Genomic DNA, 13,312 nt, shown 5'->3' with positions numbered 1-13,312 from the left:
GCGGTGAGTGATCGGGGGAGCAGGTTCCTATTCGGACTTCACGGGTGTGCGGACGACTGCCGGAGTCCCGCCGATGATGCCGTCATTCTCCAGTTGCAAGATCTCAGCCTTGGATAACCCCAGGCCCGTGAGCAATTCGGTGTTGTGCTGGCCGAGGAGGGGAGCGGGGGAGCGGTGGAACTGGTGGGGGCCTGCGGAGAAGCGGGCGGGGACGGTGCTGTGCCTGGCGGTTTCGGCGACCGGGTGGGAGACCGGTTCGAAGAAGGCGCGGTGATGTAGTTGGGGGAGCTCGGCCTGGCGGTGGGGTTGCATGACCTTGGCGACGGGGACGCCTGCGGGCCAGAGGGTTCGGATGATCTCGTCACTGTCGCGGGTCGCGCACCACGCGGCGAGATGCTCGTCGATCTGCGCATGGTGACGGCGTCGGCCCGCGGCGGAGGACAGTTCGGGCGTCAGTGCCCAGAAGGGATCGCCGAGTGCCTCGCGCAATGCGCGCCACTGCGCGTCCGTCGCTACGGCGATCGCGACCCAGCAGTCCGCCCTGCCGAATTCGTCCGAACCCGCTGCGCGGTACAGGTTCTGCGGCGCGGCCTCCGGCCCGCGGTTGCCGTCGCGTTCCAGCAGTGCGCCGTAGGCGGAGTACTCGATCACCTGCTCCGCGGCGACATTGAGGGCGGCGTCCACCATGGCGGCCTCCACCAGCACCCCTCGCCCGGTTTTCCGCCGGTGCTCCAACGCCAGCAGCAGCGCGTTCAACGCGTGCACCCCGGCGTTCGGGTCGCCGATCGAGTAAGGCTCCAACGGATTTCGATCCCGATGCCCGGTGAGCCAGGTCAGCCCGGAGGTGTCCTCGATGATGTAGGCGAAGGCGGGATTGTCACGCCAGGGACCGTCCAGGCCGAAGCCGGGCATCCGGACCATGATGGTGTCGGGCCGCCGCTCGCGCAGCGCCGGATAGTCCAGTCCGATCTGTTCCAGCACCCGCGGCGTGTAGTTCTCGACGACGACGTCGCAGGTGGCCGCCAGCCGCTTCAGCAGTTCGCGCCCGCGCTCGGTACGGAAGTCGACCGTCAGGCCCTTCTTGTTGGTATTGAGCCCGGAGAAGATCGGCGACTTCTCCCACCACTGATCCTCGGAGGCGGGCACACCCGCGATCAGCCTGGTGCCGTCCGGCCGTCCGGCGGATTCGACGTGCACAACCTCCGCGCCCAGCATGGCGAGGAAATGCGTGCACGACGGCCCGGCCCAGTACGTCGTCAGGTCCAGCACGCGAAGTTCCCGGAACGGCAAGGGATCCGGGCGCACCCGCGCGACGGCGGGCCGGTGCACCGGCGGGGCGGCGCGGTATCGCTCGGTGTGCTCACCGAGCCGCGGCGCGGCCGCCGGACCGCTCACCAGTCCGGGCCGGGTCCGATACGGCGGACCGGGCTGGACGAAACCGTCGCGCGGATTGACCGTGAAGGCCCGTCGCGCGACGTGATGATCCATGGTGGTGGCGTTGGCGCCGTGCACGACCGGTCCGTTGGGAATCCGGAAGGCGGTGGCGAGGTCGCGGATCACCTCGGCGGGCTGCTCGGCCAGCCAGGCGAAGATCTCGGGGGCGTGCTTGGTGGCGCGCTCGGTGATCGACAGGTCGGCGTCCTCGTCGATCCACTCCGCGTGCCCCACCATCGCGCACAGGTCGAACCACTGCTGCGCCGTGCCGCAACCCAGCGCCACCAGGCCGTCGGCCGCCGCGGCGACACCCGGCACGCTCAGCCGCCGCTCGGTGCGGAACGGCCGCCCCAGCGCCTCGAAGAACGAGACCGGGAAGTAGGTGAGGCCGAGAATCTGCGTCTCCAGGATCGACAGATCGACCAGCTCGCCGGCGCTCGAACCGAGCGTGCGCAGCCGGGAGGTCATGGTCGCCGCCGACGCGTACGCACCGGCGAACCATTCGCCGATCCGGCCGCCGACGTGCACCGGGGCCTGATCGGGTGCACCGCGCCCGAGTCCGACGATGCCACCGGACCACGCCTGCAGCGTGAATTCGGTTGCGGCGCGGCCACTCCACGGCCCGTCCAGCCCGAACGGCGTCACGGTGGTGACCACCAGGTGCCGGTGCGCGCGGCGGAGGACGGCGGGCGCGAACCGGGGATGCTCGGCCAGCCGCGAGCCCGGCGACCAGATCACGACATCGGCCGCCGCCAGCACCGCGTCGGCCAGATCGAGGTCGGCGGGGACATTCGGATCGGCGACCACACTGGCCTTGCCGCCCGCGAGAAATTCGAACAGCGCACCGTCACAGTCGTTTTCGATCTCGGCTCCCGAGGCCGACCACCGCCGGAGCGGATCACCCTCGGGCGGTTCGATCTTCACCACCTCGGCGCCGCCGTCGCGCAGCAGCTTGGTGCAGTACCCGCCCGCGATTCCCGTCGACAGATCGGCCACCACGCATCCGCGCAGCGGCGGCTCGACGGGCTGTTCGGTGCGTGCGGAATTCCTCGAAGCCATGTCTCCCACCAACTTTCTGCTCACCGATGCCCGCGCCGATCACTCCTGCTTGTCGCGGCCCGACTTGCTCAGCCGGAACTCCGGCGGGAACTGCGCGTCGTTGTCCTTCACCGAGTTGTTCAGCCCGCCCTCGAAGGCGTTGTCCAGCATCAGATCACCGTCGTCGTCGGCGTGGATGTGGCCGCCCATCGACTCGAAGAACCCGCTGAGCAGGCTGCCCATGTACTCGCCCTGATGCTGCTTCATCACCTCGAAGAAGACCTTCTGCATGAAAACCGTGTCGGTGGGCCGGTTCCGGGCACAGGCCAGCGCGTACTTCGCCGTCTCGGCCTCGAGATCCGCGCGGGCGACGACCTTGTTGAGGAAGTTGCAGTCGTACATCTCCTGCGCGCTGAACGCCCGCCCGGTGAAGACCATCTCCTGAAACCGCCGCAGCCCCATGGTCTGCGCCCACGTCCACATCCGCGGCCCCCAGCCGTAGTAGCGGAAGGACGGGTGGCCGAACAGCGCGTCGTCGGAGGAGATCACCAGGTCCGCGTCGGCGGCCTGATAGAAGTGCCAGCCGTAGCAGTAGCCCTTCACCTCGACGATGCTGATCTTCTTGAACTCCTGCAGGCTGCGGCACCCGGCCTGGGCATTGGCGTACCACTGACTGATGGTGGCGCCGTGCCGGAAGGACTCCTTCGGCGGATACCGCACCTCGTCCGGCCCGATCTTGTATTCGGCCAGCCGCGGCCCCTGCGAGGGCGAATTCTGCACCTCCATGAACTCGGGAAGGTCCGCGCCGCTGCCGAGGTCGTCGCCCGCGCCGCGCACGACCAGCACCTTCACCTCGTCGTCCACACTCGCGCGGTGCAGCAGGTCGGCGTAGCGCAGCCGCGCCGCGATGGTGGGCGCGTTGAGCTGATCGGGCCGGTCGAAGGTGATCGTGGCGATGCGGGTCTTCGGATCCTTGTCGAAGCGGATGATCTTCTCGGCCGCGGATCGGTCGTCGGAATCCGCCGTGGACTGGTCGGGTCCGGGCATGATCGGGGCTCCTTTGCCGGAGAGTGGAAGGGGAATCAGGGTTCCCAGTGCGGTGCCGAGGTCAGCACCTCGCGGCCGTCGTCGGTGATCAGGACCGCGTCGCGGCCGAACACCGCGCCGACGCCGGACTGCCACACATAGCCGGTGACCGACAGCACCATGCCCGGCTCCAGCCGCTCGGCCGCGGCGGTGGCCCGCAGGTGCGGCGACACGACCGGCGGGTCGAAGCCCATCCCGAGGCCCCGGGCGACCGGCATCGGCGGTAACGGTTCGCCCGCGGTCTCATAGGCGGTGAGCAGGTCGGCGGCCGCCGCGCCGGGCCGGCAGGCCTCGATCAGCCTGTCCCACAACGCGTCTCGCCGCCGGTACAACTTCGCGGCCTCGGCACCGGCTTCGCCGGCCGGATAGGTCCGCCCGACCTCACCGATGTATCCGTCGCCGAGGACACCGGCATGGACCGCCACCAGGTCGCCCGGGCGCACCAGCCGGTCAGATCCGGCCCGCCGCCACGGATGCTCCTTGGACGTCACCCAGACCGAATCCTGCGACGCGGGCGTGCTGACGCCACCGGCGGTCATCGCCTCCAGCAGCACGCCGATCAGCCCGTGCTCGCTACTGCCCGGCGTCAGCGCGGCGACCGTGGTCGCCAGGCCGGCCTCGGCCACCCGCAGCGTATTGCGCAGCACCGCGATCTCTTCCGCGGTCTTGATGCGCCGCGCGCTGCGCATGGCCTGCTCGCCGTCGACGAGTTCGGCGTTCGGGAACGCCAGCGGCAGCAGCTTCGCGAAGTTGGGCGAAAGCGCGTCCGTGCCAACCCGTTTCGCGGTCGCCGCGCCCTCGATGGCGCGCAGGACCGCGATGGTGGTCATCGGATTCCACGCGAGGCCGTAGAGGTGCTCGTGCGGAATGTCGTCGGGGATGCCCTCGTCCCAGGTGCTCAGCAGGTGCACCGCGCCCGTGTCGCGCACCACCGTCGCCACCGGCCCGAACGGCCGGGTCCCGGCGACCCACAGTTGCGGCGCGCCCGCGAGATAGCGGGCATTGGCCTGCCGGCCGAGAACGAGAATATCGAGGTCATGGGCTTGCATCTGTGCCAGTGCGCGATCGCGCCGCCCATGCCGCAGGGCGCGATCGTCGGGCATCACCTCAGTGGCCATAGGGCGCATACGGGTAGTCGGTGAGGGCGATCGAGCCCTCCTCGGTGATCACGATGATTTCCTCGCTTCGATAGCCGCCGGTGCCGTCCTCCCAGACCACCGGCTCCAGGACCAGCACCATGTTCGGCTCGAACACGAAGTTCTCGTCGAACTCGGGACCGAGATCGGTACCGATCATGGGCGTTTCGGCCGCGCTGACCCCGATTCCGTGACCCAGGTAGAAATGCGGCAGCCAGGGTTCGACGCCGTCGTTGGCGGCCGTCGCGGCCCGCGCGAGATCGGCCGCCGTCGCTCCGGCGCGGGTGACATCCAGTACGGCGGTGAGGATTTCGTGCCACCGCTCGAACTGCTTCTGCTGCCGCGCATTCGGCTCCTGACCGACCACCCAGGTGCGGCCGAAGTCGGAACAGTAGCCGCCGTAGGTGATGCTGACATCGGTCCACAGCACATCCCCGGCCTGCAATTCGCGCTCGGTGGTGAGCAGCGGCAGCGCCAGGTCGCCGTGGGTGGTCCAGACTCCCTCGGCCTTGGTGTCGGGCATGACCTGCCAGATCGCCTCCAGCATGGTGGCGGTGGCGCCCAGTTCGAAGGCCTGGCGGATGAAGCGCGCCGACAGGTCGATCTGCCGTCGTCCGGGCGCCAGCGCGGCCTGCACATCGACCATCGCCCGATCGGTGATGCGCGCGGCGGTGCGGATGCAGGCGATCTCGTCGGGTGTCTTGATCAGCTTCGCCGGGCCGACCACCAGCGCGGCGTCCGAGGGCGGTCCGCTCGGAAACAGACCGGACTCCGCCCGGCGCATGGCGCCGGTGCATTCGTCGACCGCGACCGTCGACCCGGACGGGATCAGATCGGCGAGCAGTTTCGCGAATTGCGCTACGCCCTCGTCGAATTCGAGATACACCGGCCCGTGCAGATGGTCGGCGGGCAGGTCGGTCTCCTCGGAGGTGCCCTCCCGGAACGGCAGGAACAGGTGCGGCCACGGGTCGCCCGCGACCACGACCGCGACCGGCCGTTCGACATGGGACAGCCCGGCGTCGCCGAGCGGCCAGTTGGTCCCGGTGGCGTACACGACATTGCTGTTGTTCAGCAGGACGAGCGCGTCGACGCCCTGCTGGGCCATGACCGAGCGCAGCCGCGCCCCCGTCTCGCGCCGCATGCGCGCCCGATCGGGAACCTCGGGAATCACGAGGGCCGGGGCGCCGGTGGTGGACGATGTCATGGCTACAGCCCCAGGAAATCGGTGATGTTGCCGCTGACGATCTTGGCGGCGTCCTCGGGGCCGACCGCCGCCACCACACCGGCGAGCGACTTTTCCGAATAGCCCCAGGTGCTTTCGTTGTGCGGGTAGTCCGACGACCACATGACGCGGTCCCGGCCGATGTGATCGATGAGCGACAGGCCCAGCGGGTCCACCATGAACGACGCCCGCATGTGGTTGTCCCAGTAGTACCGCACCTCGTGATCGATCGGGCGGTTGTACATGTGCTGGTACGACGCGTTCATGTGCTCGGCGTCCTGGATCGCCGACGGCACCCAGTTGATGCCGCCCTCGAACCAGCCGATGCTCAGGCCCGGATGCCGGTCGATGATGCCGCTGAACACGTACTTGGAGAACAACTCCCGGAACGGCGCGACATTGTGCATCATGCCGACCACCACGCTGTTGACCTCACACGGCGCCGACAGCGGCGATTCGCCGATGTGGTGGGAGACCGGCACCCCGGACTCCTCGATGGCATCCCACACCGGGATCATCGCGGTGCTGCCGTAGTCGATGACGTTGCCGTCGTCGTCCTTGCCGGCCGACAGCGGCAGCAGGAATGTCTTGAGCCCCAGCGACTTCAGCTCGTCGAGGGTGCGGCGAGTGCCGGCCGGGTCCCACCAGTTGATCAGGCCGACGCCGTAGAAGGAACCGCCGGAGCGTTCCTGCAGATCGGCGATGTACTCGTTGTAGACCCGGAACGCCAGCTCCCGGACCTCCTTGTCCGGGTAGAACAGCAACGCCAGCAAGGCATTCGGGAACGCCAGCTCCTTGGCGATGCCGTCGGCGCGCAGATCCGCGGCGCGCGCGTCGAAATTGGCGCTGCCCGAACCGTCCAGCGGGTCGTACTGCATCAGCACGCTGCTGAAATCGCCGGGCAGGAACGACTTTCCCTTGCGCCCGATCTGGTAGGCGCCGTCCTCGTACCAGATGCGCGGCGCGCGGTCCTTCATGTTCTCCGGGAACCGCTCGTAGAAGATGTCGTCGGCCAGTGAGATGTGATTGTCGGCCGAGAACACCTCGGTGCCCGCGGGCAGTCCGAGCGAACCCTGCGCGTGACCGCGGCGGTCCTTGGGTGGTCCGAAACCGCCGGGCGGGTACAACGAAGCACTGCTGGTCGAAACCGACATCTTGACCCTCCAATGGAGCTGTTCGTATCGCGGAAGTTCCCGTGCCGTCAGCGTGGATCGCGAGTGGCGGACCGCGCCGCGTCGATCCCCGTGGGAAGACTGCGGCTTCCGCATGGGAATGAAGTTATCACAGGAGGAGAGGAACGTATACACGTCTCGCTCAACACCGGCCATTTTCGGCGGTCTCATCTGCGAGAATGTGGTTACCGTCAGTATTCGCCGACATTGTCGCCATGCCGGGCAGGCATGAGACCCTTGTCACACCGGCAAAACCAACCTACTGTGTGTTCACTAGGTTTTGGAGAAGAGAGCAACTCGTGACTACTCCTCGTCCCTACGCCTCCCTGCTCGCCAAAGGGGAAGACCGCCGGCAGCGCATCCTGCGGGTCGCCCAGCGGCTGCTTACCCAGAATGGTTGGCGTAGTACAACTTTGGCCCAGATCGCCCGGGAAGCGGGGGTGAGCCCGGCCGGGCTGTTGCACCATTTTCAATCCAAGGACCAGCTGCTGCACGCGGTACTGGACGCGCGCGACGCCGCCGATGCCGCGGGCGCGGACCTCAGCGGGGACCTCATCGTGGAGATCCGCAAGGTCGCCGAACGGATCGAAAGCTCCCCGGATCTGGTGGGCACCTTCGTGGTGATGCTGGTGGAGAACCTGATGCCCGATGCCCCACTGCACGACCGCCTGCTCGACCGATGGAAGGTCGCCGTCGGCATCGTCGCCGACATCATCCGGCGCAACCAGGAGATCGGACGGTATCGGCCCGACCTCGACCCGGACATCCGGGCTATCGAAATCGTCGCTTTCATCAACGGAATGGAGATCTCATGGCTGCTCGATCACTCGATCCCGCTGACCGAGGTGTTCAACGAGTACACCCGGTCACTGGCCCGCGACTTAAGTCGGGACGGGGCACGATGAGGTACCGCCTCGACGTCGTCGCCACCAGCATCGTGGATGTCGTCGAGCACGCCGGGGGCTGGCTGTTCGATCGCGCCGTCGCCGGCTGGGATGTCACGGTGCTGCTGGCCGACCTGTCCGACTCCCGCCCGCTGCGCATTCTCGGCGCGGAGACGCTGGAGCTGGAATCGGTGCTCGCCGCGGGCGGTCAGGGTCGGCGGCCGCACGCGCTGGCGGTCGCGTGCGAGGTGTGCGAAGGAGACCCGCGCGCGCGACGCGGTCTGCTGAACGCGTTGGGGGACGGCGGAATCGAGGTCGTGGTCTGGGGCGAGGGCTGGCACACGCCGCCGGAGCACCGGGTGGATCCGGTGCTGCATCGGCTGAGCGTCGCGGCGCAGGCCTTCAAGGCCCAAGCCCTCACCGCCGCCGCGATGCCCGCCGCCGCGGTCGGTGCGACCGAAGTCTTCCGCAGCGGCCTGTCGGCATTGCCCTCGATCGGCGCCGACCTCAGCCCGGTGGGCTAGTTCGCGGGAGAAGGGCGGGACACACGAAAAGGGTTGCCCGCCTTACTCCCAGAGTGCTCCGCAGGGGAGCGGGGGAAGATCGGGGCGCACATCGTCGTCGACGGTGACCACCAGGCCCACGCACGCGAGTTCGGCCATGATGTCGGCGATCTGTTCCGCGCAGGCCTGGTAGTCCATGGCGAAGGCGCCGGTTTCGATCCGGATGTGCCGGACCCGCCGCGGTTTCCGCGCGGACGGGGCGTCCGCACTCCTACTCTGGGTAACCTCGTTACCAACCGGCGCGATCATGTCGTCGTCCTGCCTCACCGGGGGAGCCGGGCGGCTCGCTTTCGACGGAGGAGCGCCACGAGTAGTCCGGTGATCGCCAGCAGGGCCAAGCCGCCGTAGCGGGTGGCGTTGTTCGCGCCCGCGGCCGCCAGGATGTCGATCGGCTCGGCCGCCTTGCGCGGCGGCGCCGCCTGGGCGCTCGCGGGCGGCGGTGTGGAGGCGTTGTCGGCCCCGGGGAAGGCCGAGACATTACCGGCTTCGGCGGCGGCGGGGACCGACGAGGTGATCTCGTCGGCGAGGTTGGTGGCGAACTGGCCGATCAGCGTGCCCGCGACATCGGCCAGCGCGCCGCGCCCGAACTGCGCCGGCTTGCCGGTGATCGACAGATCGGTGTCGACGAAAACGTCGGTGGCGCCGTCGGTTTCGACGAGCTTGCAGGTGATGGTCGCCTTCGCCGTGCCGTTGCCGCGGGTCTCCCGGCCGCGCCCCTCGAGCACCGCGATGCCCGCGGCCTCGTCCTGGGAGACGACCTTGATGATGCCGCTGTAGCTCAGCCCGACCGGGCCCAGCTTGACCTTGATCTTGCCGTGGAAGTCGTCACCGTCGCGGGAGGTGATGGTGGCGCCGGGCACGCAGGGCGCGATGCGCTCCAGGTCGAGCAGCACCGACCACGCCTGTGCGGCGGGGACCGGGATGCTGAAGGTGTTGTCGAGTTTCATGGGAAGTCCTTCGCGGGGTCACGCTTGCTGTGTGCTGGGCGTGGCGGCATCGGGGGCGGCGGTCATCGAGTCGGCCGCGGCGCGGACCGCGCGGACGATGCCCTGATAACCGGTGCAGCGGCAGAGGTTGCCGGAGATCCCCTCGCGGATCTCGGCATCGGTGGGGTCCGGGTTGTCGCGCAGGAACGCCGTGACCGACACGATGAACCCCGGAGTGCAGAAGCCGCACTGTAATCCGTGCTCGTCGCGGAACGCCGCCTGCACGGGGGACAGTTGCCCGTCGGTGTCGGCCATGCCCTCGACGGTGGTCAGTTCCGCGCCGTCGGCCTGCACGGCGAACACCAGGCACGAGCGCACCGCCGCGCCGTCGAGCAGCACCGTGCAGGCGCCGCACACCCCGTGCTCGCAGCCGAGGTGGGTGCCGGTGAGATGGCACCGCTCACGCAAGTAGTCGGCCAGCGTCAGCCGTGGTGGCACCCGGTCGGTGCGCCGCGTGCCGTTGATGCGGACCTCGATGTCGACGTCAGTCATTGCTCGCCTCCTGTACGGCGCGCCGCCAGGCGCGCGCCACCATTGCCGCCCCGACCCGGCGCCGGTAGTCGGCGGACCCGTGCACATCCGAGGAGATGGCATCCAGCCCGGCCGTCGCCGAACGGCCGACCTCCTCGGCCTCCACCGCGTCGAGCGGCCGGCCGGTCAGTTCCGACTCGGCGGCGTGCGCCCGTACCGGGGTCGGCGCCAGCCCGAACAGGCCGATCGCGCAACGGTCGATCCGGGAATCGGCGTCCAGCCGGACCGCCACCGCGGCGCCCGCCATCGCGAAATCGCCACTGCGTCGGGCGAATTCCTCGATGGCGAAACCGCATCGGCCGTGCCAGGCGGGGAACGTGATCGCGGTGACGATCTCGTCCGCGGCCAGGTCGGTGGTCCACATTCCGGTGAAGAACTCGGCCGCGGGAATCGTGCGCTGCCCGCGTGGGGACAGGGCCTCGACGTCGGCGTCCAGGGTCAGTGCCACCACCGGGTACTCGCCGGCGGCGTCGGCATGGGCGATCGCGCCGCCGATCGTGCCCCGGTTGCGAATCTGGAAGTGCCCGATCAGCGGGGTCGCCCGCGACAGCAGCGGGACCGTCCGGCGGACCTCCTCGGAGCCGCCGACCTCGGCGTGTGTCATGCCTGCGCCGATCCGGACGCCGTCCGGACCGGCGGTGATGCCGCGCAGTTCGGTCACGCGGCGCAGATCGACCAGATGGTCGAACACCGCCAACCGTAGCGCCAGCATCGGGACCAGGCTCTGGCCGCCCGCGATGACTTTGGCCTCGTCGCCCAGATCCGCCAGCAGCGCAACGGCTTCCGACGCGGTCGCCGGGGCGTGATATTCGAACGTGGCCGGTTTCATCGGGTCCCCTCCTCGGCGGCGCGAGCCTGCTCGATCATGGTCACGATCCGGGACGGGGACAGCGGCAGTTCGCTGATCTCCACCCCGAACGGGGACAGCGCGTCGGCGACGGCGTTGAGGATCGCCGGCGTAGAGCCGATCGCGCCGCCCTCGCCCACACCTTTGAAACTGCCGGGGCCGGGGCTCGGCGTCTCGACGTGGCCGACCTCGATCGTCGGCACCTCCGCGGCGGTGGGCAGCAGATAGTCCAAAAACGTTGTGGCGACGGGGTTTCCGCTCTCGTCGTAGGCGAGGTGCTCGTAGAGCGCGCCGCCGATGCCCTGCACGGTCCCGCCGTAGATCTGGCCCTCCACCACACTGGGATTGATCATCGGGCCGCAGTCCTCGCTGACGATGTAGCGCAGCAGTTTCACCGCGCCGGTGTCGATGTCGACCTCGCAGGTGCATACGTGGGTCGCGTTGGCCCAGATGGCGATCTGCGGGGTCTTGTACCGGCCCGAGGACTCCAGTCCCGGCTGCATGCCCGGGGGCAGCGAGTCGGCCTGGAAGTAGGCGATATCGGCGATCTCCCGCAGGGTGAGGACGGACTCGGGCTTGCCGCGCACGGTGGCCCGGCTGGCGGAGAACTCGATCTCCTCCGGCGTGGTGTTCAGCCGGTGCGCCGCGATGGCGCGGATCTTCTCCCGCAGCACCGAGGCGGTCTGCTCGATCGCGCCCGCCGTCATCGACCCGGACCGGCTGCCGCCGGTGCCGCCGCCGAACGGCGTAACCGCGGTGTCGCCCTGGATGCTTCGCACATCCGCGAGCGTCACGCCGAGCGCGTCGGCGGCGAGCTGCACGACGGTGGTCTCGAGGCTGTTGCCCGCCGAGCCGCCCGCGACATACACGTTGACCTTGCCGCTCGGCTCGATCCGGATGGTGGCGCCCTCGGTGGCCAGGAACGGGCTGGCGCCGGTGGTCGGCTCCAGATAGGTGCAGGTGCCGACGCCGAGGTAGCGGCCCTGGGTGCGGGCCACGCGCTGGTCCTCGCGGAACGCGTCGTAGTCCAGCATCTCGATCGCCTGCTCCAGCGTCTCCAGCGGTGAGACGTGGTCGTGCGGCATGCCGTTCGGGTTCACCCGGGGGAATTCGTCGCGGCGCAACATGTTTCGCCGCCGCAGCTCGATCGGGTCGATGCCTATCTGCCGGGCCGCGTGGTCGAGCAGGACCTCGCGGCTGACCGACTCGAACTGCCACGGCCCGCGATAGGCCACCCGCCCGACCGTGTTGGAGTAGAGGAACTTCGCGTGGAAGGAGGCTTCGGTGATCCGGTACGGGCCGGGGAACAGCATCCCGACCGGAATGCCGCCGACCACCGGTGAGGGCGTCGGATACGCGCCGACGTTCTGGACGTGGGCGATGGACGCGGCGAGGATCGTGCCCTCGGCGTCGAAGGCCATGCCCACCGCGGCGTGCTCGTGCCGGGACATGCCGGAGGCCATCAGGTTCTCCTGGCGGTCCTCGATCCATTTCACGGCCGAGCCCAGCTTGCGGGCGGCCAGCAGCGCGCAGGTCTCCTCGCGCAGCGGCAACTGCTTGAGCCCGAACCCGCCGCCGGTGTCGCGGGCGATCACGCGCACCTGGTGCTCATCGATGCCGAGCAGCCGGGCGCAGAACGCGCGCACCTCGTGCGGGGACTGGGTGGAGACCCAGATGGTCATCTCCGCGCCCGGCGCGGACCACTCCGCCACGATGCCGCGGGTCTCCATCGGCACCGGCAGGTAGGCCTGCTGAAAGATCTTCTGGCGCACCACATGTGCGGCAGAGTCGAAGATCGGGTCGAGATCCGAGGCGGGGCGGCCGCCCATCTCCCCGGCCGAGTTGCCCGCGAAACCGGCGTGTACCAGGTTCGGGGACTCGTCGGCGGTGGTGTAGTCGACCACCGGGTCCAGCGGGTCGTAGTCGATGACGATCTGCTCCACCGCGTCCTCGGCCACGTACCGGTCCACGGCGATCACCAGGGCGACCGGGTCGCCGACGAACCGGACCTCCTCCTCGGCCAGCGGCGGCCGCGGGACCGGCGGCATACCGGCCATGTCGAGGTCGTAGGAGATCTCGTGGGCGCCGGGGTTGAGGTCGGCGGCGGTATAGACGGCCAGCACGCCGTCCATCTCGAGGGCGGCGGACACGTCGATCTCGCCGATCCGGGCGCGCGCCAGCGGGCTGCGGACGAAGCAGGCGTGCGCCATGCCGGGCCGCGTCACGTCGTCGACGAAGGTGCCCGCGCCGGTGACCAGGCGGGCGTCCTCGAGCCGCGGCACCCGGGTGCCGACGACGGTGGTTGTCGTGCTGGTGGTGGCCGTTTCCGTAGAACTCATCGGGCGGCTCGCTGACTGCGTCGACCGGCTTCGCCGGGCAACGGTGTGGTCGAAAACATCCGGCTCATCCTCTT

At 69.2% G+C, this 13,312-nt stretch carries 12 protein-coding genes; 2 read left to right on the top strand and 10 right to left on the bottom strand.

The genetic code is table 11. The annotated features are described in order from the left end of the window. Nucleotides 1-27: 27 nt before the first annotated feature. From ACFMRZ_RS08555 to ACFMRZ_RS08535, 5 genes are read right to left on the bottom strand one after another with little or no spacing between them, the layout of a single operon-like run. Entirely contained in the window at nt 28-2,493 is a 2,466-nt protein-coding gene (locus ACFMRZ_RS08555) for a CoA transferase (protein WP_400178616.1), read from the bottom strand. A gap of 39 nt (nt 2,494-2,532) precedes the next feature. After that, a complete protein-coding gene (locus ACFMRZ_RS08550) occupies nt 2,533-3,519 on the bottom strand; it encodes an enoyl-CoA hydratase/isomerase family protein (protein ID WP_280368837.1) in 987 nt (328 codons plus the stop codon). A 35-nt stretch (nt 3,520-3,554) separates the two neighbouring features. Continuing rightward, nucleotides 3,555-4,676 (bottom strand): M24 family metallopeptidase, encoded by a 1,122-nt coding sequence (locus tag ACFMRZ_RS08545; protein WP_400178615.1) that lies wholly within the window; start codon nt 4,674-4,676, stop codon nt 3,555-3,557. Then, complete coding sequence (locus ACFMRZ_RS08540) at nt 4,666-5,898, bottom strand: Xaa-Pro peptidase family protein (protein WP_280272835.1); 1,233 nt, start codon at nt 5,896-5,898, stop codon at nt 4,666-4,668. The genes ACFMRZ_RS08545 and ACFMRZ_RS08540 overlap by 11 nt, the downstream gene beginning before the upstream one ends. 2 nt (nt 5,899-5,900) lie before the next feature. Beyond that, nucleotides 5,901-7,070 (bottom strand): amidohydrolase family protein, encoded by a 1,170-nt coding sequence (locus ACFMRZ_RS08535; protein WP_280272834.1) that lies wholly within the window; start codon nt 7,068-7,070, stop codon nt 5,901-5,903. Nucleotides 7,071-7,387: 317 nt separating this feature from the next. Here ACFMRZ_RS08535 and ACFMRZ_RS08530 point away from each other — a divergent pair, with 317 nt between their 5' ends. Continuing rightward, nucleotides 7,388-7,993 (top strand): helix-turn-helix domain-containing protein, encoded by a 606-nt coding sequence (locus ACFMRZ_RS08530; protein ID WP_280272833.1) that lies wholly within the window; start codon nt 7,388-7,390, stop codon nt 7,991-7,993. Further along, the gene (locus ACFMRZ_RS08525; RefSeq protein ID WP_280272832.1) at nt 7,990-8,496 is read left to right on the top strand and encodes a hypothetical protein; all 507 of its coding nucleotides are present in this window, start codon (nt 7,990-7,992) and stop codon (nt 8,494-8,496) included. Before ACFMRZ_RS08530 ends, ACFMRZ_RS08525 begins: the two co-directional genes overlap by 4 nt. A 42-nt stretch (nt 8,497-8,538) precedes the next feature. Here ACFMRZ_RS08525 and ACFMRZ_RS08520 read toward each other — a convergent pair whose 3' ends face one another. Genes ACFMRZ_RS08520 through ACFMRZ_RS08500 form a run of 5 tightly spaced genes read right to left on the bottom strand, consistent with a single transcriptional unit; the run spans nt 8,539 to nt 13,238 of the window. Beyond that, nucleotides 8,539-8,784, bottom strand: a complete 246-nt coding sequence (locus ACFMRZ_RS08520) for a hypothetical protein (protein WP_280272831.1) — start codon at nt 8,782-8,784, stop codon at nt 8,539-8,541. 14 nt (nt 8,785-8,798) lie between these two features. Beyond that, nucleotides 8,799-9,482 carry an SRPBCC family protein gene (locus ACFMRZ_RS08515; protein WP_400178613.1) on the bottom strand — a complete coding sequence of 228 codons (684 nt, stop codon included), beginning with the start codon at nt 9,480-9,482 and terminating at the stop codon, nt 8,799-8,801. 18 nt (nt 9,483-9,500) lie between these two features. Then, entirely contained in the window at nt 9,501-10,013 is a 513-nt protein-coding gene (locus ACFMRZ_RS08510; RefSeq protein ID WP_280272829.1) for a (2Fe-2S)-binding protein, read from the bottom strand. Further along, nucleotides 10,006-10,881 carry an FAD binding domain-containing protein gene (locus tag ACFMRZ_RS08505; RefSeq protein ID WP_400178612.1) on the bottom strand — a complete coding sequence of 292 codons (876 nt, stop codon included), beginning with the start codon at nt 10,879-10,881 and terminating at the stop codon, nt 10,006-10,008. Before ACFMRZ_RS08505 ends, ACFMRZ_RS08510 begins: the two co-directional genes overlap by 8 nt. After that, nucleotides 10,878-13,238 (bottom strand): xanthine dehydrogenase family protein molybdopterin-binding subunit, encoded by a 2,361-nt coding sequence (locus tag ACFMRZ_RS08500; RefSeq protein WP_400178611.1) that lies wholly within the window; start codon nt 13,236-13,238, stop codon nt 10,878-10,880. Before ACFMRZ_RS08500 ends, ACFMRZ_RS08505 begins: the two co-directional genes overlap by 4 nt. Nucleotides 13,239-13,312 lie beyond the last annotated feature (74 nt).

It is taken from the genome of Nocardia sp. N2S4-5, assembly GCF_044628355.1.
In the GTDB taxonomy this organism is placed as follows: domain Bacteria; phylum Actinomycetota; class Actinomycetes; order Mycobacteriales; family Mycobacteriaceae; genus Nocardia; species Nocardia wallacei_B.
The sequence above is the reverse complement of the archived record's forward strand: the minus strand, read 5'-3'. Positions and strand labels throughout refer to the sequence as shown.

Bases quoted from the DNA above. Each gene is read 5' to 3' on its own strand.
- ACFMRZ_RS08525 (WP_280272832.1), top strand. From the start codon at position 7,990: ATGAGGTACCGCCTCGACGTCGTCGCCACCAGCATCGTGGATGTCGTC.
- ACFMRZ_RS08500 (WP_400178611.1), bottom strand. From the start codon at position 13,238: ATGAGTTCTACGGAAACGGCCACCACCAGCACGACAACCACCGTCGTC.
- ACFMRZ_RS08545 (WP_400178615.1), bottom strand. From the start codon at position 4,676: ATGGCCACTGAGGTGATGCCCGACGATCGCGCCCTGCGGCATGGGCGG.
- ACFMRZ_RS08555 (WP_400178616.1), bottom strand. From the start codon at position 2,493: ATGGCTTCGAGGAATTCCGCACGCACCGAACAGCCCGTCGAGCCGCCG.
- ACFMRZ_RS08510 (WP_280272829.1), bottom strand. From the start codon at position 10,013: ATGACTGACGTCGACATCGAGGTCCGCATCAACGGCACGCGGCGCACC.
- ACFMRZ_RS08520 (WP_280272831.1), bottom strand. From the start codon at position 8,784: ATGATCGCGCCGGTTGGTAACGAGGTTACCCAGAGTAGGAGTGCGGAC.
- ACFMRZ_RS08540 (WP_280272835.1), bottom strand. From the start codon at position 5,898: ATGACATCGTCCACCACCGGCGCCCCGGCCCTCGTGATTCCCGAGGTT.
- ACFMRZ_RS08535 (WP_280272834.1), bottom strand. From the start codon at position 7,070: ATGTCGGTTTCGACCAGCAGTGCTTCGTTGTACCCGCCCGGCGGTTTC.
- ACFMRZ_RS08550 (WP_280368837.1), bottom strand. From the start codon at position 3,519: ATGCCCGGACCCGACCAGTCCACGGCGGATTCCGACGACCGATCCGCG.
- ACFMRZ_RS08505 (WP_400178612.1), bottom strand. From the start codon at position 10,881: ATGAAACCGGCCACGTTCGAATATCACGCCCCGGCGACCGCGTCGGAA.
- ACFMRZ_RS08515 (WP_400178613.1), bottom strand. From the start codon at position 9,482: ATGAAACTCGACAACACCTTCAGCATCCCGGTCCCCGCCGCACAGGCG.